At 61.2% G+C, this 22,484-nt stretch carries 18 protein-coding genes; 14 read left to right on the plus strand and 4 right to left on the minus strand.

What is annotated here, in order from left to right:
- Positions 1-138 precede the first annotated feature (138 nt).
- The 11 genes from rpsF to BLV67_RS11755 all read left to right on the plus strand — a co-directional run bounded on the left by rpsF (position 139) and on the right by BLV67_RS11755 (position 14,830).
- Positions 139-561, plus strand: coding sequence for a 30S ribosomal protein S6 (gene rpsF / locus BLV67_RS11705; RefSeq protein WP_003217491.1), 423 nt, complete (start codon positions 139-141; stop codon positions 559-561).
- Positions 562-589: 28 nt separating this feature from the next.
- The gene (rpsR, locus tag BLV67_RS11710; protein WP_002551829.1) at positions 590-820 is read left to right on the plus strand and encodes a 30S ribosomal protein S18; all 231 of its coding nucleotides are present in this window, start codon (positions 590-592) and stop codon (positions 818-820) included.
- Positions 821-856: 36 nt separating this feature from the next.
- The gene (locus BLV67_RS11715; protein WP_069786851.1) at positions 857-1,750 is read left to right on the plus strand and encodes a hypothetical protein; all 894 of its coding nucleotides are present in this window, start codon (positions 857-859) and stop codon (positions 1,748-1,750) included.
- Positions 1,751-1,768: 18 nt separating this feature from the next.
- The gene (gene rplI / locus BLV67_RS11720) at positions 1,769-2,215 is read left to right on the plus strand and encodes a 50S ribosomal protein L9 (protein WP_003171376.1); all 447 of its coding nucleotides are present in this window, start codon (positions 1,769-1,771) and stop codon (positions 2,213-2,215) included.
- Between the two features lie 110 nt (positions 2,216-2,325).
- On the plus strand, positions 2,326-3,723 hold the full coding sequence (gene dnaB / locus BLV67_RS11725) for a replicative DNA helicase (protein ID WP_017138451.1): 1,398 nt from the start codon (positions 2,326-2,328) through the stop codon (positions 3,721-3,723).
- A 190-nt stretch (positions 3,724-3,913) separates the two neighbouring features.
- Positions 3,914-6,217, plus strand: a complete 2,304-nt coding sequence (locus BLV67_RS11730; RefSeq protein WP_017138450.1) for a YgiQ family radical SAM protein — start codon at positions 3,914-3,916, stop codon at positions 6,215-6,217.
- A 220-nt stretch (positions 6,218-6,437) separates the two neighbouring features.
- Positions 6,438-7,370, plus strand: a complete 933-nt coding sequence (gene ssp4 / locus BLV67_RS11735; RefSeq protein WP_069786852.1) for an Ssp4 family T6SS effector — start codon at positions 6,438-6,440, stop codon at positions 7,368-7,370.
- Positions 7,367-7,816: a hypothetical protein gene (locus tag BLV67_RS11740; protein WP_069786853.1), complete on the plus strand. Its 450-nt coding sequence runs from the start codon at positions 7,367-7,369 to the stop codon at positions 7,814-7,816. Before ssp4 ends, BLV67_RS11740 begins: the two co-directional genes overlap by 4 nt.
- Positions 7,817-8,003: 187 nt before the next feature.
- Positions 8,004-11,294 (plus strand): transglutaminase family protein, encoded by a 3,291-nt coding sequence (locus BLV67_RS11745; protein ID WP_069786854.1) that lies wholly within the window; start codon positions 8,004-8,006, stop codon positions 11,292-11,294.
- 159 nt (positions 11,295-11,453) lie between these two features.
- Complete coding sequence (locus tag BLV67_RS11750) at positions 11,454-13,940, plus strand: circularly permuted type 2 ATP-grasp protein (protein ID WP_069786855.1); 2,487 nt, start codon at positions 11,454-11,456, stop codon at positions 13,938-13,940.
- On the plus strand, positions 13,940-14,830 hold the full coding sequence (locus BLV67_RS11755; protein WP_065930663.1) for a transglutaminase family protein: 891 nt from the start codon (positions 13,940-13,942) through the stop codon (positions 14,828-14,830). The genes BLV67_RS11750 and BLV67_RS11755 overlap by 1 nt, the downstream gene beginning before the upstream one ends.
- Before the next feature lie 46 nt (positions 14,831-14,876).
- Here BLV67_RS11755 and BLV67_RS11760 read toward each other — a convergent pair whose 3' ends face one another.
- Positions 14,877-15,059, minus strand: a complete 183-nt coding sequence (locus BLV67_RS11760) for a hypothetical protein (protein WP_017138444.1) — start codon at positions 15,057-15,059, stop codon at positions 14,877-14,879.
- 333 nt (positions 15,060-15,392) lie between these two features.
- Between BLV67_RS11760 and azu the strand changes: the two genes are divergently transcribed.
- Positions 15,393-15,839, plus strand: coding sequence for an azurin (gene azu / locus BLV67_RS11765; protein ID WP_069786856.1), 447 nt, complete (start codon positions 15,393-15,395; stop codon positions 15,837-15,839).
- 136 nt (positions 15,840-15,975) lie between these two features.
- Here azu and nadE read toward each other — a convergent pair whose 3' ends face one another.
- The 3 genes from nadE to BLV67_RS11780 form a co-directional block, all read right to left on the minus strand.
- The gene (gene nadE / locus BLV67_RS11770; protein ID WP_065930662.1) at positions 15,976-16,803 is read right to left on the minus strand and encodes an ammonia-dependent NAD(+) synthetase; all 828 of its coding nucleotides are present in this window, start codon (positions 16,801-16,803) and stop codon (positions 15,976-15,978) included.
- A 3-nt stretch (positions 16,804-16,806) separates the two neighbouring features.
- A complete protein-coding gene (gene pncB / locus BLV67_RS11775; RefSeq protein ID WP_017138441.1) occupies positions 16,807-18,021 on the minus strand; it encodes a nicotinate phosphoribosyltransferase in 1,215 nt (404 codons plus the stop codon).
- A 235-nt stretch (positions 18,022-18,256) separates the two neighbouring features.
- Complete coding sequence (locus tag BLV67_RS11780) at positions 18,257-19,147, minus strand: LysR family transcriptional regulator (protein ID WP_069786857.1); 891 nt, start codon at positions 19,145-19,147, stop codon at positions 18,257-18,259.
- Positions 19,148-19,300: 153 nt separating this feature from the next.
- On the opposite strand from BLV67_RS11780, the gene amaB reads away from it, so the two are divergent.
- A complete protein-coding gene (amaB, locus tag BLV67_RS11785; RefSeq protein ID WP_069786858.1) occupies positions 19,301-20,791 on the plus strand; it encodes an L-piperidine-6-carboxylate dehydrogenase in 1,491 nt (496 codons plus the stop codon).
- 144 nt (positions 20,792-20,935) lie between these two features.
- A complete protein-coding gene (gene amaA, locus BLV67_RS11790) occupies positions 20,936-22,219 on the plus strand; it encodes an L-pipecolate oxidase (protein ID WP_069786859.1) in 1,284 nt (427 codons plus the stop codon).
- The last annotated feature ends 265 nt before the right edge of the window (positions 22,220-22,484 follow it).

Here is a 22,484-nt window from a genome sequence, read left to right on the forward strand (position 1 = left end):
ACTCCCCCTTCTCTACAATTGCGCCCCTTGCCTTCCTGGCAGGCACCTATGTGCCTCCCTGCGGCAAGATCCATAAGTGTCATTCACTCCTTGTCTGACCGTTTTTGAGCGGCAGGCTACAACCCGTAAGGAGCATTCATGCGTCATTACGAAATCATCTTTTTGGTCCACCCGGATCAAAGCGAGCAAGTCGGCGGCATGGTTGAGCGTTACACCAAGCTGATCGAAGAAGACGGCGGCAAAATCCACCGTCTGGAAGATTGGGGCCGTCGTCAACTGGCCTACGCAATCAACAATGTTCACAAGGCTCACTATGTGATGCTGAACGTTGAGTGCACCGGCAAGGCCCTGGCCGAGCTGGAAGACAACTTCCGCTACAACGATGCAGTGATCCGTAACCTGGTCATCCGTCGCGAAGAAGCCGTTACCGGCCAATCCGAGATGCTCAAGGCTGAAGAAAACCGCAGTGAGCGCCGTGAGCGTCGCGACCGTCCTGAGCACGAAGGCGCCGAAAGCGCTGATAGTGATGACAGCGACAACAGCGATAACGCTGACGAGTAATCCACGGACCTTTTAAGGAGCCTATCAAATGGCACGTTTCTTCCGTCGTCGTAAATTCTGCCGCTTCACCGCTGAAGACGTGAAAGAGATCGATTACAAAGATCTCAACACTCTGAAAGCCTACGTATCCGAGACCGGCAAAATCGTTCCAAGCCGTATCACCGGTACCAAAGCACGTTATCAGCGTCAGCTGGCCACCGCTATCAAGCGCGCCCGCTTCCTGGCCCTGCTGGCCTACACCGACAGCCACGGCCGCTGAGACCGGGCAGTCGACAAGTAGTAAGGGATTGAATGCATGCGCGCCTTAGCTGAGTTCATCATGCGCGGTCGCGTGCAGGCCACTCTGGTAGTGGCCGGATGTGCGGCATTGCCGCTGCTTTATTGGTTGGGTGCTGCTGCAGGTTGCCTTGTGCTCCTGCGGCGCGGTTTGAAGGACGCCCTTGGCGTTCTTGCCCTGGGATTGTTGCCGGCCTTGATCTGGTGGCTTCAATTCGGTGATCCACGGGTACTTCTGGTACTGCTGGGGTCATCGAGCCTTGCGTTGGTTTTACGCGCAAGTGAGTCCTGGGTCCGCACGCTGCTGGTCAGCGTGGCATTGGGGTTGGTGTACTCAGTGATGCTTGGCGCGGCTTTCCGCCCGCAAATCGAAGTGCTGTCGCAAGAGATCGTCAAGATCCTGCCGATGGCCCTCGGGGATCTCTACCAGCAATTGTCGGTAGATGAGCGAGCGCGGTTTGCGTCACTGATTGCCCCGGTCCTGACCGGCCTGATTGCGGCTTTGTTGCAGGTCGTCAGCGTGCTGAGCCTGATTGTTGGGCGTTATTGGCAAGCGTTGTTGTACAACCCGGGTGGTTTTGGTCGCGAGTTTCGCAGTATCAGAATCCCAGCGGGGCCGGCGATGTTGCTGCTGGCGTGCATGGTTGTCGGGCCGAACTTCGGCCCACAGATGGCCTTGCTGGCGCCGATTTGCAGCGTACCGCTGGTGTTTGCCGGGCTGGCCCTGATGCATGGGCTGGTAGCGCGAAAGCGCCTGGCCAAGTTCTGGCTGGTGGGGTTGTACGTCACGATGTTGCTGTTTATGCAGCTGATCTATCCGTTACTCGTGGTTTTTGCCATTGTCGACGGCCTGATTGATTTTCGCGGTCGTCTGGCGTCGAAAGACGCCGATAACGCGAACGGTGAAGGTTAAAAGTTAGAGGATTTTCACATGCAACTGATCCTTCTGGAAAAAGTCGCCAACCTGGGCAACCTGGGCGACAAAGTGAACGTTAAGGCCGGTTACGGTCGTAACTACCTGCTGCCATACGGCAAAGCCACCGCTGCAACCGCTGCCAACCTGGCTGCGTTTGAAGAGCGTCGTGCTGAGCTGGAAAAAGCCGCAGCAGACAAAAAAGCTTCGGCCGAAACTCGCGCTGCCCAACTGGCTGAGCTGGAAGTGACTATCACTGCCACCGCCGGTGACGAAGGCAAGCTGTTCGGTTCGATCGGCACCCACGACATCGCTGATGCACTGACCGCCTCCGGCGTTGAAGTGCAGAAGAGCGAAGTTCGTCTGCCGAACGGCACCATCCGCAACGTAGGCGAATTCGACGTAGCCGTGCACCTGCACGCCGAAGTTGAAGCCACCGTACGCGTTGTAGTGGTAGCAGCTTAAGCAGCACCTAACTGACTGGCACCTCGCGTGCCAGGCGGTTAACATCGGGCACGATCCTGTTTACAGGTCGTGCCTTTTGTTTTTCTACACACCCCTAATTCCAAGTGGCCATGAACGATATTTCAGCTCCTGAGCAATACGATCTGCAAACCGCTGCCCTGAAGGTGCCGCCGCATTCCATCGAGGCCGAACAGGCCGTGCTTGGTGGCTTGATGCTGGACAACAACGCCTGGGAACGTGTGCTGGATCAAGTCTCGGACGGTGATTTCTATCGCCATGACCACCGCCTGATCTTCCGCGCCATTGCCAAGCTGGCCGACCAGAACTCGCCGATCGACGTGGTGACCCTGGCCGAACAACTGGACAAGGAAGGCCAGACCTCCCAGGTCGGCGGCCTGGGCTACCTGGGTGAGCTGGCGAAAAACACGCCATCCGTCGCCAACATCAAGGCCTATGCGCAAATCGTTCGCGAGCGCGCCACGCTGCGCCAATTGATCGGTATCAGCACCGAAATCGCCGACAGCGCCTTCAACCCCGAAGGCCGCACCGCCGCCGAGATCCTTGATGAAGCCGAGCGCCAGATCTTCCAGATCGCCGAGGCCCGCCCGAAAACCGGCGGCCCGGTCAGCGTCAACGACCTGTTGACCAAGGCCATCGACCGTATCGACACCTTGTTCAACACCGATAACGCCATCACCGGTATTTCCACCGGCTACACCGACCTCGACGAGAAGACCAGCGGCCTGCAGCCGTCCGACTTGATCATCGTGGCCGGCCGTCCATCCATGGGTAAAACCACCTTCGCGATGAACCTGGTGGAAAACGCCGTGTTGCGCAGCGACAAAGCCGTATTGGTCTACTCGCTGGAGATGCCAGGTGAATCGCTGATCATGCGTATGCTGTCGTCGCTCGGCCGTATCGACCAGACCAAGGTGCGCGCCGGCCGCCTGGAAGACGACGATTGGCCGCGCCTGACGTCGGCGGTCAACCTGCTCAACGACCGCAAGCTGTTTATTGATGACACCGCCGGTATCAGCCCGTCTGAAATGCGCGCGCGTACCCGCCGGCTGGTGCGTGAACACGGCGACATCGCCCTGATCATGATCGACTACCTGCAACTGATGCAGATCCCAGGCTCCAGCGGCGACAACCGGACCAACGAGATTTCCGAAATCTCCCGGTCGCTCAAAGCCCTGGCCAAGGAATTCAACTGCCCGGTGGTGGCGCTGTCCCAGCTCAACCGCTCCCTGGAGCAACGGCCGAACAAGCGCCCGGTAAACTCCGACTTGCGGGAATCCGGAGCGATCGAGCAGGATGCCGACGTGATCATGTTCGTGTACCGCGACGAGGTATATCACCCCGAAACGGAGCACAAGGGCATTGCCGAGATCATCATCGGCAAGCAGCGGAACGGGCCGATCGGCTTTATCCGCCTGGCGTTTATCGGCAAATACACGCGCTTCGAAAACCTGGCGCCGGGCAGCTATAACTTCGACGACGACGAGTAAGTTTCAGCGCCTGTAAGGGCCTCATCGCAGGCAAGCCAGCTCCCACATTTGAAGATACTCACCGTTCAAGTGTGGGAGCTGGCTTGCCTGCGATTGCATCACCACAATTCCGACTACTACCGTCGGAATTGGTCAAAATTTGTGCTATATTCCGCGCCCGCGATTTTTCATCTCAACACCGGTCACCGTCATGCAAACAGCCAAGCCGTTATTTGACTATCCCAAGTACTGGGCCGAATGTTTCGGTCCTGCGCCATTCCTGCCGATGAGCAGGGAGGAGATGGATCAGCTTGGCTGGGATTCCTGCGACATCATCATCGTCACCGGTGATGCCTACGTTGACCATCCGTCGTTCGGCATGGCAATTATCGGCCGGCTGCTGGAGTCCCAGGGCTTTCGCGTCGGGATCATTGCGCAGCCGAACTGGCAGTCCAAAGACGACTTCATGAAGCTCGGCGAGCCGAACCTGTTCTTCGGCGTCGCGGCCGGCAACATGGACTCCATGATCAACCGCTACACCGCCGACAAGAAAATCCGTTCCGACGACGCCTACACCCCAGGCGGCATGGCCGGGAAACGCCCGGACCGCGCTAGCCTGGTGTACAGCCAGCGCTGCAAGGAAGCCTACAAGAACGTGCCGATCGTGCTCGGTGGTATCGAGGCCTCGCTGCGTCGCATCGCCCACTACGACTACTGGCAGGACCGTGTGCGCAACTCGATCCTGATCGATGCCTGCGCTGACATCCTGCTGTACGGCAACGCCGAGCGGGCCATCGTCGAAGTTGCCCAGCGCCTGTCGTGGGGCCACAAGATCGAAGACATCACCGACGTGCGCGGCACCGCGTTCATTCGCCGTGACACGCCTGAAGGCTGGTACGAGGTGGACTCTACGCGTATCGACCGCCCGGGCAAGATCGACAAGATCATCAACCCGTATGTGAATACCCAGGACACCCAGGCCTGCGCCATTGAGCAGGAAAAAGGCCCGGTTGAAGACCCGGAAGAAGCCAAGGTCGTACAAATTCTTGCCAGCCCGCGCATGACCCGTGACAAGACGGTCATTCGTCTGCCGTCCATGGAAAAAGTCCGTGGCGACTCGGTCCTGTACGCCCACGCCAACCGCGTGCTGCACCTGGAAACCAACCCAGGTAACGCCCGCGCCTTGGTGCAGAAGCACGGCGAAGTGGACGTGTGGTTCAACCCGCCGCCCATCCCGATGACCACCGAAGAAATGGACTACGTGTTCGGCATGCCGTACGCCCGCGTCCCGCACCCGGTGTACGGCAAGGAAAAAATCCCGGCCTACGACATGATCCGTTTTTCGGTGAACATCATGCGTGGCTGCTTCGGTGGCTGCACCTTCTGCTCGATCACCGAGCACGAAGGCCGCATCATCCAGAACCGTTCCGAAGAGTCGATCATTCGCGAGATCGAAGAGATCCGCGACAAAGTGCCAGGCTTTACCGGCGTGATTTCCGACCTCGGTGGCCCGACCGCGAACATGTACCGCATTGCCTGCAAGAGCCCGGAAATCGAATCCGCGTGCCGCAAGCCGTCGTGCGTGTTCCCGGGCATCTGCCCGAACCTGAACACCGACCACTCCTCGTTGATCCAGCTGTATCGCAGCGCCCGTGCGTTGCCGGGTGTGAAGAAGATTCTGATTGCTTCCGGCCTGCGCTACGACCTCGCGGTCGAGTCGCCGGAGTACGTCAAGGAGTTGGTGACCCACCACGTCGGCGGTTACCTCAAGATCGCCCCGGAACACACCGAGGAAGGTCCGCTCAACCAGATGATGAAACCGGGCATTGGCAGCTATGACAAGTTCAAGCGCATGTTCGAGAAGTACACCAAGGAAGCGGGCAAGGAGCAGTACCTGATCCCGTACTTCATCGCCGCCCACCCCGGCACCACCGATGAAGACATGATGAACCTGGCCCTGTGGCTCAAGGGCAATGGCTTTCGCGCCGACCAGGTGCAGGCGTTCTACCCGTCGCCGATGGCCACTGCCACTGCCATGTACCACTCGGGCAAGAACCCGCTGCGCAAGGTCACCTACAAGAGCGACGCGGTGACCATCGTCAAGAGCGAGGAACAGCGCCGTCTGCACAAGGCCTTCCTGCGCTACCACGACCCGAAAGGCTGGCCGATGCTGCGTGAAGCACTCACGCGCATGGGCCGCGCCGACCTGATCGGGCCGGGTAAAGACCAGTTGATTCCGCTGCACCAGCCGTCCACCGACAGCTACCAGAGCGCCCGTCGCAAAAACTCGACGCCGGCCGGCAGCCACAAGGTTGCGAAGGAAACCACCACCAGGATCCTCACCCAGCACACCGGTTTGCCACCGCGCGGCAGTGATGGCAGCAACCCGTGGGACAAGCGTGAGCAAGCCAAGGCGGCAGCCCAGGCGCGTAACAAGCAGGCGGCTAAAGAGCGCAGTGATGCGGCGAAGGGCAAGGGCGGCAAGCCTGCGCGCAAGCCGGTCGTACCGCGTTGATCGCAACCTGAATATGCAAAACGCCAGCCTCGTGCTGGCGTTTTGCTTTCTATTCGCTGACGTGCCTGTTTGTTAAGGTGACGCCCATTGAATCGCCTTCGCGAGCAAGCCCGCTCCCACATTTGTCCGATTTCCAACATGAGAATGCGGTCGAATGTGGGAGCGGGCTTGCTCGCGAAGGCGTCAGTTCAGGCACCATTTATTTCAAGGAAGAACACCCATGAGCAACCCCCTGCTCTCCATCGGCATGGACTCCAACCGCTCCCAATTCATGGCGCGCCAGCGCATCGAAAGCCAGATCAACCTGCCACGGTTGTTCGCCGCCATCGATACCGACCCCGGCATTGTCGGCGCCGGTGTGGTGTACATCGACGCCGACTTCAATGTGATCACCCTGCGCGAATTCAAGCCCCTCTGCAGCATCAGGCCCAAGCGCATCATTTTGCGCGAGGCGCAGAAGTACATTTCCCCCGCGCAATTTGTGGAACAGGTGAAGACGGATCCCCGTGAAGGCCGCCTCAGGAAAGAGGCGTTTGATATGGGCTTGTCGTGCACCGCCGCGATTATCGGTTGGCTTGTGGTGTTCAGCGGCAGCGTCGCCGTGCCATTTACGGCGGGCGCCAGCGCGTTCGTGGTGGGCATTGGCGTGACGGCGGCGCTGGCCAGCAGTGCGCAATGCGGGTTCGGCGTGGCACGTACCTACAATGAGGTCCTGGACCCCGAAGCCAACGACCGGATGGATGACGCCGAATGGTACGGCGCTGTTTCAACCATCCTCGATACGGCCTCCCTGGTGGGGATCGGCACCGGCGCGCTGACCACGGTGAAACTGCTCAAGGCCAATAAGGCCGCGGCCCTGGGCAAAAGTTGGTATGAATTGCTCAAGGGCCTGAACCGCCAGGAACGCAAGAAGCTGACCAAGGAGCTGCTAAGCCTGCGCGACCCGAGCCTGACGCCCAAGCTGCTCAAGTTGCAGCAGCGTGCAGGCAAGCTGACCAAGAGCTTCAGCTCCACGGAAATCCGGCATGCCACCCTGACTCAAATGAAAGACGCGCTGGGCGGTATTCTCGGCATCGTCGGCAGCTACCGCACCGGCAGTGTGGGCACCGCCACCACCCTTGCCATCGGCTTGTATGAGGACCTCACCGAATGAAAGGCTTCCCCGACATGGGCAGTTTCCTCGCCCGCTATTTCCCGGTGTTCATGGGCACGATCTTCATGGCGATCTTTTCCGGCGCGTCTGCCGTGTCCCTCGCCGGCGTGACGTATTTGCGTGGTGTCGATCCGTCGCTTAAATCCGACTACTCCGGCCTGGCGATTTTGCTGCTGGTGGCGGTACTGGTCTTTGGCAATGTAATGATCGCGCGCGGGCGCCCTTGGGCAACCGGCCTGGTGGCGGGTTATCTGGGTTGCTGCCTGCTGTTCGTGCTGCCGATGTTTCAGTACCCCATTCCCAAACTGGTCTACGGCTCGGCTGTGCTCTTTCCGCTCCTGGGTTTGTTGCTGCTCAACAGCCAGCGTCACCGCGCAATGCGCCAAAAGCTGCTCGAAGTCCGCCACCTGCGCGAAGTCATGATCGCCCGTCACAAAACGCGCTGACTGGGTAGATTCACCACCCGGCCTCACACGCACGCCACAAATATGTGCAAGCCTTGCACCACGGCACCCCCGTTGGCGCCGTTTTGGTGCTGTACTGCACCGGGTCTTACGATAAAGCGCAATGACGGCCGCTCTGGCATAAGTCTTGCGCGCTTTGTGCTCATGCCCTGGCTCGCAGGAGGCCGCCGTGTCGATTCATGTCGCGTTGCACCACGTTACGCATTACCGCTACGACCGCGCTGTCGAACTCGGCCCACAGATCGTGCGCTTGCGCCCGGCTGCCCATAGCCGCACGCGGATCTTGTCTTACGCGCTCAAAGTGCTGCCTGAGCAGCACTTCATCAATTGGCAGCAGGACCCGCAGGGCAATTACCTGGCGCGTCTGGTGTTCCCGGAAAAGACCGATGAGTTGCGCATTGAGGTCGACCTCGTCGCCGAGATGGCGGTATTCAACCCTTTCGATTTTTTCCTCGAGCCCTACGCCGAAAAAATCCCCTTCAGCTACGCCGCCGATGAGCAGCGCGAGTTGGCGCCGTACCTGGAAACCTTGCCGCTGACGCCAAAGTTCGCCGCCTACCTGGCGGGTATCGACCGCACGCCGCTGCCGGCTGTGGATTTTCTGGTCGGGCTCAATCAGCGCCTGGCGGCGGACATCGGCTATTTGATCCGTATGGAACCGGGCGTACAAACGCCGGAATTCACCTTGGGCGCCGCATCCGGCTCCTGCCGTGATTCCGCCTGGCTGCTGGTGCAATTGCTGCGCAACCTGGGGCTGGCGGCGCGGTTTGTGTCGGGCTACTTGATCCAGCTCACCGCCGACGTCAAAGCCCTTGATGGCCCGTCCGGCACCGAAGTCGATTTCACCGACCTGCACGCCTGGTGCGAGGTGTATTTGCCCGGCGCGGGCTGGATCGGCCTGGACGCTACCTCCGGGCTGTTCGCCGGTGAAGGGCATATCCCATTGGCCTGTAGCCCTGATCCTTCGTCCGCTGCGCCTATCAGCGGGCTGGTGGAACCCTGCGAGTGCGAATTTACCCACGAGATGTCGGTAGAGCGCATTTGGGAAGCGCCGCGTGTCACCAAGCCCTACACCGAAGAGCAATGGCTGGCGATCCAGGCGTTGGGCCGGCAGATCGACGCCGACTTGCTCAAGGATGATGTACGCCTGACCATGGGCGGCGAACCGACCTTCGTGTCCATCGACGATCCCGACGGTGCCGAGTGGAACACGGCGGCCCTTGGGCCGGACAAACGCCGCCTGTCCGCCGAGCTGTTCCAGCGCATGCGCGCACACTACGCGCCCAAAGGCCTGGTGCATTTCGGTCAGGGCAAGTGGTACCCCGGCGAGCAACTGCCGCGCTGGTCGCTCAATTGCTACTGGCGCCGCGATGGCGTGCCGATCTGGCATAACAGTGCGTTGATCGCCGATGAGCAACAGGACTACGGCGCCGATGGCGCGATGGCCGGGCGTTTCCTCGCCAGTGTCGCCGAACGCCTGAAACTGCCGGCACGCTTTGTGTTCCCGGCTTTCGAAGACAACTTCTACTACCTGTGGCGCGAAGGTGCGCTGCCGCAAAACGTCACCGCCCAGGACCCGCGCCTGAGTGATGACCTGGAGCGCGAGCGCCTGCGCAAAGTGTTCAGCCAGGGCCTGGATAAAGTCATCGGCCAAGTGCTGCCGCTGGCGCGCACGCCAGCCAATGACCGCTGGCAGAGCGGGCGCTGGTACCTGCGTGACAACCACTGCCGTCTGGTGCCGGGTGATTCGCCGCTGGGTTACCGCCTGCCGTTGGCCTCGCAGCCATGGGTGACGGCGGCGGAGTATCCGTTCGTGCATCCCACCGACCCGAATCAGGATCAGCCGGAGCTGCCGACCACCGCCCAACTGCAAAGCCACGCCACGCCTGCGCCGAGCGATGAGCGCGTGCCCAAGGTCGACGAGTCCGCCGACTGGCTGACCCGCACCGCCTTGTGTGCCGAAGCGCGGGAAGGGCGTTTGTACCTGTTTATGCCGCCGCTGGAACGCGTCGAGGATTACCTGGAGTTGGTGGCCGCCATTGAGGCCACCGCCGAAGAACTGCATTGCCCGGTATTGCTGGAAGGTTACGAACCGCCATTCGATACGCGCTTGAGCAACTTCCGGGTCACGCCGGACCCCGGTGTGATCGAGGTCAACGTGCAGCCGTCCGCCACCTGGGATGAGCTGGTGGAGCGCACCGAGTTCCTCTATGAAGAGGCGCGGCAAACCCGCCTGACCACCGAAAAGTTCATGATCGACGGGCGCCACACCGGCACCGGCGGTGGTAACCACTTTGTGTTGGGCGGCGCGACGCCGAAAGACTCGCCGTTCCTGCGCCGCCCGGATTTGCTGCGCAGCCTGATCAGCTACTGGCATAACCATCCGTCCTTGTCGTACCTGTTTTCCGGGCTGTTTATTGGCCCAACTTCCCAGGCGCCACGGGTGGATGAAGCGCGTAACGATGCGCTGTATGAGCTGGAAATCGCCTTCGCGCAAATGCCCGAGCCAGGCGAGGAATGCCCGCCGTGGCTGGTCGACCGGCTGTTGCGCAACCTGCTGATCGACGTGACCGGCAACACCCACCGCGCCGAATTCTGCATCGACAAACTCTATTCGCCCGATGGCGCCACCGGCCGCCTGGGCCTGTTGGAACTGCGTGCGTTTGAAATGCCGCCCCATGCGCGCATGAGCCTCACCCAGCAATTATTGTTGCGCGCTTTGGTCGCGCGCTTCTGGCGTGAGCCCTATGCGCCAGCAAAACTGGCGCGCTGGGGCACTGAGCTGCACGACCGCTTCCTGCTGCCGCACTTTATCGAGCAGGATTTTGCCGATGTGATCGTCGAGCTCAACGCCGCCGGTTACCCGCTGCGGGCCGAATGGTTTGCCGCGCACCTGGAGTTCCGTTTCCCCAAGGTCGGCGACTACGCCGTCAGCGGCATCGAACTGGAGCTGCGTCAGGCCCTGGAGCCTTGGCACGTGCTGGGCGAAGAGGGCGCCGTCGGTGGCACGGTGCGTTACGTGGACTCGTCCCTGGAGCGCTTGCAGGTGAAGTTAAGCGGCCTGGCGCCGCAACGTTATCTGCTGACCTGCAACGGCATCCCGGTGCCGTTGCAGCCGACCGGGTGTATCGGCGAGTTTGTCGCCGGTGTGCGTTATCGCGCCTGGCAACCGGCCAACTGTTTGCAACCGACCATCGCGGTGCACGCACCGTTGGTGTTCGATGTGCTCGACACCTGGATGCAACGCTCGCTGGGCGGCTGCCAGTACCACGTCGCGCATCCGGGTGGGCGCAATTACGACAGCTTGCCGGTGAATGCCAATGAGGCGGAGAGCCGGCGCATGGCGCGGTTTTTCCGCTTGGGGCATAGCCCTGGCAAGCTGCCGGTGCCGCCTTTGGTGATTAACGATGAACTGCCGATGACCCTGGATTTGCGGCGTTTTCCCAATAAAAATGACTAAATGAGATCTAAAATGTGGGAGCTGGCTTGCCTGCGATAGCGGTGTACCAGCCAGCCAATCAGGTGGCAGGAAAACCGCTATCGCAGGCAAGCCAGCTCCCACACAAGATCGCGTTGAATTTGAGTTAATCTGAGCCCCCTTGCCTCTGCCGAGCGTTCCATGTCCGACTTGCTCGACCGTTACCCGCTTACCGCGGGCCCCTATCACGAACTGCTCGACGACAGTGGCGCGGTGCGTGCCCATTGGCAGCGCCTGCTCGATCACCTGCAACGCAGTACGCCCGTGCAACTGGCCCAGCGCCAGGCGTTGCTGACGCGCCAGATCCAGGAAAACGGCGTGACCTACAACGTCTACGCCGACCCCAAGGGCGCTGATCGCCCCTGGGAGCTGGATTTACTGCCCCATGTGCTGGCCGCCGATGAGTGGCAGCACCTGTCGGCCGGTATCGCCCAGCGTGCGCGCTTGCTCAATGCCGTGCTGGCCGACCTGTACGGCCCGCAGCGCCTGATCAAAGAAGGCCTGTTGCCGGCCGAACTGGTGTTTGGGCACAACAACTTCCTGTGGCCGTGCCAGGGCATTCTGCCGCCGGACGGCGCGTTTCTGCACCTGTACGCCGTGGACCTGGCGCGCACCCCGGATGGCCGTTGGTGGGTCACCGCCGACCGTACCCAGGCGCCCTCGGGCGCAGGTTACGCGCTGGAAAACCGCACCATCGTGTCCCGTGCGTTCCCGGATCTGTACCGTGATCTGCAGGTTCAACACCTCACCGGTTTCTTCCGCACGCTCCAGGAAACCCTGGCCCGTCAGGCACCCGGTGATGACCAGCCGCCGCTGATCGTGCTGCTCACGCCGGGGCGTTTCAACGAAAGCTATTTCGAACACCTCTACCTCGCACGCCAGCTCGGCTACCCGCTGGTCGAGGGCGGCGACCTCACGGTGCGCGACAGCACGGTGTTCCTCAAGACCCTCAGCGGCCTGCGCCGGGTGCACGCGATCATGCGGCGCCTGGACGACGATTTTTGCGACCCGCTGGAGCTGCGCACCGATTCGGCCCTGGGCGTGCCCGGCCTGCTGGACGCGGTGCGCCAGGGTAATGTGCTGGTGGCCAATGCCTTGGGCAGCGGCGTGCTGGAGTCGCCCGGTTTGCTCGGCTTTCTGCCGAAGATCAACGAGTTTTTGTTTGGTGAAGCGCTGATCCTGCCGTCCATCGCCACCTGGTGGTGCGGCGAGGCGCCGGTACTGGCCGAAGCCTTGGACAAGCTGCCGGAATTGCTGATCAAGCCGGCGTTCCCGTCGCAAAGTTTCGCGCCGGTATTCGGCCGCGACTTGAACGACGAACAACGCTTGGCCCTGGCCGAGCGCATGCGTGCGCGGCCTTACGCCTATGTGGCCCAGGAGCTGGCGCAATTGTCCCAGGCGCCGGTTTGGCACACGGTGGACGACCATCTGCAGCACCGCGCCATCGGCATGCGTGTGTACGCGGTGGCCAGCGCTGACGGCTACCGTGTACTGCCCGGCGGCTTGACCCGTGTGGCGGCCGAGGCGGATGCCGAAGTGGTGTCGATGCAGCGCGGTGGCGCGAGCAAAGACACGTGGGTACTGGGCGACCGCGCTGTCGGTGGCGAGCTTTGGCGTGCGCAACGGGCGATTGGCGTACATGACCTGGTGCGGCGCGACCCTTATCTGCCGTCGCGCGTGGTGGAAAACCTGTTCTGGTTTGGCCGTTACTGCGAACGCTGTGATGACAGCGCGCGCTGGCTGCGTATTGTGCTGGCGCGCTATGTCGATGGCGACGACCCGCAAGCCTTGCAGGCCGCTGTCGAGCTGGGCGAGACCTTGCGCTTGTTGCCGGAGGAGGGCGAGTTGCCCGAGCGCCTGCTTGCCGCTTTGCTTGGCGATGACTGGCCGTCGAGCCTGCGCGCCAACCTGCAACGCTTGCAGTGGGCGGCGTCCCAGGTGCGCGGCAAGTTGTCCCGCGAGAACTGGCAGGCCCTGGTGGAGTTGCAGCGTGAAGCCCTGGAACTGGAAAGCGAGACCCCGGATTTTGGCGAGTTGCTGGACTTCCTCAACCGTCTGGTGATGTCCCTGGCAGCCTTGTCCGGTTTCGCCCTGGACGACATGACCCGAGACGAAGGCTGGCGCTTTTTGATGATGGGCCGGCGTATCGAGCGCCTGCAGTTTCTGAGCAGCAGCCTCGCCGCGTTCCTGCGTGGCGTGGCGGTATTTGATCAGGCCGGGCTGGAATGGCTGCTGGAGCTGGGCAACAGCAGCATCACCTATCGCTCGCGCTACCTGGCAGTGCCGCAGTTGATCCCGGTGCTCGACTTGTTGTTGCTCGATGAACAGAACCCGCATGCGGTGCTGTTCCAGTTGAAGCTGGTCAGCCGCACCTTGCGGCGTCTCAATGATGACTTTGGGGTGCCACGGGAAACCGGCCTGGCGCCGTTGGTGGAACGCCTGTCACGTTTCGACCTGGGCTGCCTGGAGAACCCGTTGTTCGGCGAATCCAGTGTGCGCGCCGCGTTGGACGGCCTGGCGGACCTGCTGCAAGCGGTCGCCGATGAGAGCGGGCAAGTGTCGGACCGCCTGGCGTTGCGCCACTTTGCCCATGTGGATGATGTCAGCCAGCAAACGGTGTCGGTGTGATGAGTGCGCGCTACCAGATTTTCCACGATACCCATTACCACTACGACAGCCCGGTGTCCCTGGCCCAGCAGTTGGCGCACCTGTGGCCGCGGCCGTGCGCGTGGCAGCGTTGCAGTTCCCAGCAATTGGATATCAGCCCGCAGCCGTCGTCGCGCCGCGATGAGCTGGACGTATTCGGCAACCCGATCACGCGGCTGGCGTTCGAACGGCCCCATGATGAATTGCTGGTCAATGCCGGGCTGACCGTGGAAGTGCTGGCGCGGCCAACCCTGGACTTTCAGCAGTCGCCGGCCTGGGACCAGACCCGCGACAGCCTGACCTACAGCAGCCAGGTGCTGTCGTCTGAGATGCTTGAAGCCTGCCGTTATCGCTTCGAGTCGCCCTACGTGCACCTGAAGAACACCTTCGTCGAGTTCTCCGAAAGCTGCTTCCCGCCAGGCGTGCCCTTGTTGCTGGGCGTGCAGGCCCTGATGCAGAAAATCTTCAGCGAATTCACCTTCGATGCCGAAGCCACCCAGGTCGCCACGCCCTTGGTGGAAGTGCTGGAGCGCCGACGCGGTGTGTGCCAGGACTTCGCCCACCTGATGCTCGCGTGCCTGCGCTCTCGCGGCCTGGCCGCGCGTTACATCAGCGGCTACCTGCTGACCCAGCCACCGCCCGGCCAGCCACGGCTGATCGGCGCCGATGCATCCCACGCGTGGGTCTCGGTGTTTTGCCCGGTGGCGGGCTGGGTGGATTTTGATCCGACGAATAACGTGCAGCCGGCACTGGAGCACATCACCCTGGCCTGGGGCCGTGATTTCTCTGATGTGTCGCCGTTACGTGGGGTGATTCTGGGAGGAGGGAACCATGACCCGGAGGTGCGGGTGACGGTGATGCCGCTGGAGTAACAGTGGGTTGTGGTGAGCAGGGAGGGCCTGCTCACCCCAACAAAATTTATTCCGCCGGGTCTTTCGGTGTCTCGGTGTCATCAGCAGCCACTTCACCTTCAGCATCCGGGTTCAGTGCGCCTGCTTCTTCATCTGCAGCGGCTTTCTTGCGTTGCAGCTTTTCCTCTTTCTTCTGCTCCTTGGCCAAGTCTCTCTGACGTTTGGCGAAGGAGTAATTAGGTTTGGCCATGGGCGATCCTCTAGGGTCGAAGGTGAGGGTGGGCGGCGCGCAGCTGCCTTGGGTCGCTATGGTAGCAGCTTAGCAGCGCGATTGGCCTTCACTTACCGCAGGCATACGCGGCCAACAGGCCGTTGAAGAACTGATTGAAGTGCATGGCAGACGCTCCGGTGGGTGATGGAGCGATCATAAGCGGGTGGCTGTTGTTTGGCTGGTAGATTGTGTTGATCAGTCTGATAGCCTAAAGTTGTATACAATCTGTTGATTCAGATCATAAGAATTTCAGCCTGCTTGAGGCACCCTAGTCGCAATACGCGTTTTTTAAACCCTGCCTTGGAGATTCACATGTTTGCCAAAATCGTTGCTGTTTCCCTGCTGACACTGGCGAGCGGCCAGTTGCTTGCTGCAGAGTGCGCGGTCACTGTTGATTCCACCGACCAGATGTCCTTCAACACCAAAGAAATCACGATCGACAAGAGCTGCAAGAAGTTCACCGTGAACCTTGAGCACTCCGGCAGCTTGCCGAAAAACGTCATGGGCCATAACTGGGTGCTGAGTTCCGCCGCCGACATGCCTGGCGTTGCCAGCGACGGCATGGCTGCCGGTATCGACAAGAACTACCTCAAAGACGGCGACACCCGCATCATCGCCCATACCAGGATCATCGGTGCTGGCGAGAAAGATTCGGTGACCTTCGATGTGTCGAAACTGGCGGCGGGTACGGATTACGCGTTCTTCTGCTCGTTCCCGGGCCACATCTCGATGATGAAAGGCACTGTGGTGGTCAAGTAACGCCGCGTTATCGTTCATCGCAGGCAAGCCCGCTCCCACACTTGACCGCATTCCAATATGAGAATGCGGTCAAGTGTGGGAGCGGGCTTGCTCGCGAAGGCGATCTAACAAACACCGCTGGACTAACAGGCTTACCTCACGGCGCGAAGGGCATGACGCGCTTGTGCTCAGTCTTGCGATAGGTGTCGCAGATAATCTTGAACGCTTCCTCACGCACCGGCTCGCCGTGCAGGAACGCATCGATCTCGGCGTAGGTCACGCCGTGTGACGCTTCGTCCGGTTTGCCCGGCGACAGGTCTTCAAGGTCGGCAGTCGGGATCTTCTCGACCAGCGACTCCGGCGCACCAAAGTGCCGCGCAATCGCACGCACCTGGTTCTTCACCAACCCGCTCAGCGGCGCCAGGTCGCAGGCACCGTCACCGAACTTGGTGAAAAAGCCCATCACCGCTTCCGCTGCATGGTCGGTACCGATCACCAGGCCACCGGCTGCGCCGGCGATGGTGTACTGCGCCACCATGCGCATGCGTGCCTTGGTGTTGCCCAGCACAAAATCACGCGACACCGCCGCCTTGCCTTCGAACGCCGCCACTTCATTGGCCAGGGATTTCACTGCCGGGCCGATGTTCACGGTGTGGCGTTCGTCCGGGTCGATAAAGTCCACCGAAGCCTGGGCGTCGTGTTCGTCGAACTGGGTTTCGTAGGGCAGGCGCACCGCGATAAAACGGTAGGCCTCATCACCTGTGCTGGCGCGCAGTTCTTTCATTGCACGCTGGGCCAGCAGGCCGGCGGTCAGGGAGTCGACACCGCCGCTGATGCCCAGCACCAAGCTCTTGAGCCCGGAATTGCGCAGGCAGTCCTGGATAAACCCTACGCGGCGCGCCACTTCGGCCTCAAGGGCGGCCTGGTCGTTGAACGGTGCTTGGACCTTGAGCTGCTGCGCAATCTCACGCTGTACGGCTTGCATGATTCACTCCTTGCTGGAAAGGGCAGGTACTTTGAAAACGTGGCGCAAATAGGCGACAAAATTCGGATCGGTGCAGTGGGTCTTGCCCGCTTCATCGGAAATTTTCGCGACGGGCTGGCCATTGCAGGCGGTCATTTTAAGCACGATGCTCATCGGTTCAACACCCGGAATGTCACAGGTCAGGTTGGTGCCGATACCGAAGCTGACATTAATGCGACCGCGCAATGCGCGGAAAATCTCCAGGGCCTTGGGCAGCGTCAGGCTGTCGGAGAACACCAGGGTCTTGCTCATCGGCTCGATACCGAGCTTGTGGTAGTGGGCGATGGCTTTTTCGGCCCATTGAATCGGGTCACCGGAGTCGTGGCGCAGGCCGTCGAAGAGCTTGGCGAAGTACAGGTCGAAATCGCCCAGGAACGCGTCGGTGGTGATGCAATCGGTCAGGGCGATGCCCAGCAGGCCACGGTATTCGCGTACCCAGCAATCGAGGGCGGCGATCTGGCTGTCGATCAGACGCGGGCCGAGTTGCTGGTGGGCCATGATCCATTCGTGAGCCATGGTGCCCAGGGGTTTCATGTCGAACTCGCGGGCCAGGTGCACGTTGCTGGTGCCGACAAAACGCCCGGGGAAATCGTGCTTGAGCACGCTGACCACTTCTTCCTGCACGCGGTACGAGAAGCGCCGACGGGTGCCGAAATCGGCGACTTGCAGCTCCGACAGTTCCTCGCTGCTGGCATTGGCGGACAGCCAGTCGAACTTGCGGTACAGCTGTTCGCGGGCCTGTTCGAGGATGACGGTCTGGTAGCGGTAGCGGTTACGCACTTCGCTGACGATGGCCAGCATCGGCACTTCGAACAGGATCACATGCAACCACGGCCCGCGCAGGCGGATAAACAACTCGCCGTTTTCGATGCCGGTTTGCACGTAGCGCAGGTTGAAGCGAAACAGCCCCAGAAAGCGCAGGAAGTCCGGCTTCATAAAGCTGATGCGTTCCAGGAAGCCAAGCTGGTCGGGGCTCAGGCTCAGCTCCGCAAGGCGTTCGATCTGGTAGCGGATTTCCGCCAGGTACGGGCGCAGGTCTTCACTGTTGCGGCAACGAAACTCCCATTCAACTTCCACGTTCGGGTAGTTGTGCAGCACCGCCTGCATCATGGTCAGCTTGTAGAAGTCGGTGTCGAGCAAGTTCTGCACGATGCGATCGGCAAACACACTCTCGCTCATAACGGGAATCTCCAGACGGGTCGGCGATGGGCGCCGACCTTTACGCACAATTAAGGAAGGATGCTAGTGGCGCATAGACCTGTGGGGTTTTGCCAGTGTTTTTTCATTTTGGGATTTTTGTTGCGGCCACTGACGCTTTCGCGAGCAAGCCCGCTCCCACATTCGACCGCATTCTCATGTTGGAACTCGGACAAATGTGGGAGCGGGCTTGCTCGCGAAGACAATATCCCTGACGCTAAATAACCTGCTCCATCATCCACTTCACAAACTCACGCACCTTGGGCACCTCCGCCGAATGCTCCGGATACGCCAGGTAATACGCATCCTGGCTGGGCATCGCATGCTGCCAGGGAATCACCAGCTTGCCCTCGGCCAGCTCTTCTTCCACCAGAAAGCGCGGCAACAAGGCCACGCCACAGCCGACCTGCGCCGCCCGAATGCACATATAAAAGGTATCAAAACGCGGCCCGTGGTAGCTGTGTTCGGTCTGGAAACCCTGGCTGGCGAACCAGTCATGCCAGCCCTGCGGTCGCGAAGCGTTCTGCAGCAGCACCAGGTTGCTCAGTTGCGTGGGGTCGGTGAACGGCTGCGCGGGCAGGCTCTCCGGCGCACACACAGGTACAAGCTCTTCGCTGAACAGTTTCAGGCTCTCGGTGCCCGGCCGTGAACCCTGGCCGAAGTAGAAGGCCATGTCGGCCTTGCCTTGCAGCAACTCGTCCGGCGCCTGCTCGTTGCACAGGTCCAGGTGGATCTGCGGGTGGCGCAGGCGCCAACCTTTCAGGCGCGGCACCAGCCAGCGCGCGCCGAAGGTGTAGGGCGTGGACACGCGCAGCACTTCGGTCTCGCCGCCATAGGAGCGCAGGTAGTGAGTGGACATCTCCACTTGTGTGAGAATTTTTCGCACTTCCACCAGGTACAAATCCCCCGCCGGGGTCATTTGCAAGCGGCGGCGTACCCGGCGAAACAACAGGTGTTGCAGCAATTCTTCCAGCTGCGCCACCTGCTTGCTCACCGCGCTTTGCGTGAGGTTCAGCTCCTCGGCCGCGCGGGTGAAGCTCAGGTGGCGGGTGGCGGCTTCGAAACACTGCAGGGCGGTGATCGAGGGCAAATGTCTTTTGTTCAGCACGGCGCGCCTCTTTTTATTCTTTGCATGAGTAAACGGAATGATATCTCGCCTAATCGTCGTTTGTTGGCAAGTCTTGGGCCAGCTACAAATAAGGTCTGGATCGCCGTGTCTGTGGCGGCGCGAATTTTCTGTTTGAGTTTGAAGGAGTGACCCATGGTTGCCGCATTGCTTGATCGTCTCGGGGTGAACCCGGCGCTGTACCAGTCGGGCAAACAGCCCGTGCATTCGCCGATTGATGGCAGCTGTATCGGCAATGTGCACTGGGAAGGTGCCGCGCAGGTGGAGCAGCAGGTCAGTCGCGCCGAGCATGCATTCGAGGCCTGGCGCAAGGTGCCGGCACCGCGTCGCGGCGAGCTGGTGCGCCAATTTGGCGATGTGTTGCGCGAATATAAAGCCGACCTGGGCGAGCTGGTGTCGTGGGAAGCCGGCAAGATCACTCAGGAAGGCTTGGGCGAAGTGCAGGAGATGATCGACATCTGCGACTTCGCCGTGGGCCTGTCCCGTCAGTTGTACGGCTTGACCATCGCCTCCGAGCGCCCTGGCCACCACATGCGTGAAACCTGGCACCCGCTGGGCGTGGTCGGCGTGATCAGCGCCTTCAACTTCCCGGTCGCGGTGTGGGCGTGGAACACCACGCTGGCGCTGGTGTGCGGCAACTCGGTGATCTGGAAACCCTCGGAAAAGACCCCGCTGACCGCCTTGGCCTGCCAGGCATTGTTCGAGCGCGTACTGAAGAAGTTCGACGGCGCCCCCGAATACCTCAGCCAAGTGATCATCGGCGGCCGTGACGCCGGTGCCGCCTTGGTGGATGACCCGCGCGTTGCGCTGATCAGCGCCACCGGCAGCACCCGCATGGGCCGCGAAGTGGCGCCGAAAGTCGCCGCCCGTTTCGCCCGCAGCATCCTCGAGCTGGGCGGCAACAACGCGATGATCCTCGGCCCAAGCGCCGACCTGGACATGGCCGTGCGCGCCATCCTGTTCAGCGCTGTCGGCACTGCCGGCCAGCGTTGCACCACCTTGCGCCGTTTGATCGCCCATGAGTCGGTCAAGGAAGACATCGTCACCCGCCTCAAAGCCGCGTATTCCAAAGTGCGCATCGGCCACCCGCTGGAAGGCAACCTGATCGGCCCGCTGATCGACAAGCACGGCTTCGAAAATATGCATGACGCCCTGGAGCAAGCCTTGAGCGAGGGCGGCAAGGTGTTTGGCGGCAAGCGCCAGTTGGAAGACACGTTCCCGAATGCCTACTACGTGTCGCCGGCGATCGTGGAAATGCCCGAGCAAAGCGACGTGGTGTGCACCGAAACCTTCGCGCCGATTCTGTATGTGGTCGGCTACAGCGACTTCACCGAAGCGTTGCGCCTGAACAACGCCGTGCCGCAAGGCCTGTCGTCGTGCATCTTCACCACCGACGTGCGTGAAGCCGAGCAGTTCATGTCGGCGGTGGGCAGTGACTGCGGCATCGCCAACGTCAATATCGGCCCGAGCGGCGCGGAGATCGGTGGCGCGTTTGGTGGCGAGAAAGAGACCGGCGGCGGGCGTGAGTCGGGTTCGGATGCGTGGCGTGGGTATATGCGTCGCCAGACCAATACTGTGAACTACTCGTTGGAATTGCCGCTGGCGCAGGGCATTACCTTCGACTGACTCGGCTGATCGTTCCCACGCTCCCGCGTGGGAATGCATCCTGTGACGCTCCGCGTCACGAAAAGCGGACGCGGAGCGTCCAGGGCTACGTTCCCACGCAGAGCGTGGGAACGAGCGGTGGTGAACTCATCCCGGAGTCTGGCAATGGCACTGCGCGAAACATGTTTGTGGGAACAACTCACCCCGGGCCGGCCCGATCGCGCCGCGCTCAAGGGCGAGGTCAAGGTCGATGTGTGCGTGATCGGCGCCGGGATTACCGGTTTGTCCGCCGCGATTCACTTGCTGGAGCAAGGTAAAAGCGTCGCCGTGCTGGAGGCTCATCGCACCGGCCATGGCGGTTCGGGGCGTAACGTCGGGCTGGTCAACGCCGGTATGTGGATCCCGCCGGACGAGATCGAAGCGGGTTTCGGCGAAGCGGTGGGCAGCCAGCTCAACCGCATGCTGGGCGCGGCGCCGTCGCTGGTGTTCAGCCTGATCGACAAATACAAAATTGATTGCCAACTGCGCCGTGAGGGCACTTTGCACATGGCGCACAACACCCGTGGCGAGGCGGACTTGCGCAGTCGCGAAGAACAGTGGAAGCGCCGTGGCGCCCCCGTCGAGCTGCTGACGGGCCAGGCGTGCGAACAGGCCACCGGCACCAAAAAGATCGCCGCCGCCCTGCTGGACCGGCGTGCCGGCACCCTGAACCCAATGGCCTACACCACTGGCCTGGCGAATGCGGCTGTGGGACTTGGCGGGCAACTGTTCGATCATTCGCCGGTCACCCAGCTTGAACGCCAAGGTGCAGTCTGGTCGGTGCAGACAGCCCAGGGTTCAGTGCAGGCGGCGCAAGTGGTGATCGCCTCCAACGCCTATACCGAAGGCGAATGGACCGAGCTGCGGCGCAACTTCTTTCCCGGCTACTACTACCAGGTCGCCTCGGCCCCGCTGACGGACGAAGCCGCGCAACACATCCTTCCCGGCGGGCAGGGCTCGTGGGACACACGCCAGGTGTTAAGCAGTATCCGCCGCGACGCGGATGGCCGCTTGTTACTCGGCAGCCTGGGCAATGGCAACCAGAAACCGACGTGGTTCCTCAAGGCGTGGGCCGATCGGGTGCAGCAGCATTACTTCCCGTACCTCAAATCGGTGCAGTGGGAGTGCACCTGGACCGGCTGCATCGCCTTTACCCCGGACCACCTGATGCGCCTGTTCGAGCCGGCACCCGGTCTGGTCGCGGTCACCGGTTATAACGGGCGCGGCGTGACCACCGGCAGTGTGGTGGGCAAGGCCTTTGCCGACTACTTGTGTCACCACAACCCACAGGCGCTGCCGATTCCGTTTGCGCCGATGCAACCGCTGGCCGGGGTGGGCCTGCGCAGTTGCCTGTATGAAGCCGGATTTTCGCTGTATCACGCCGGGCAATGCCTGCGGATCGTGGTCTGATCAGCGAAATAGCTGTCAGAAGCCTGCATTTTCTTAGCAGGCTACTAATCTGTATTGGTGCAAGTCGTAGCAATCACGCACTGTAAATGTGCAGTTCCGTTACGCACATTGTTACAGCTGTAGGAACTGTCGTTTAGGCATCCGGTTGCAGGTGCGACCTGCCAGGGTTTTACTTTTTGGATCCATTGGTTGCACCTTTCGATGCTAGACGGTTGCACGTACTGGCAAAGGGAGTCGAAACGCCTGTAATAACAATGACACCGTG

Origin of the sequence: Pseudomonas salomonii, from assembly GCF_900107155.1 — a bacterium.
GTDB classification, from domain to species: domain Bacteria; phylum Pseudomonadota; class Gammaproteobacteria; order Pseudomonadales; family Pseudomonadaceae; genus Aquipseudomonas; species Aquipseudomonas salomonii.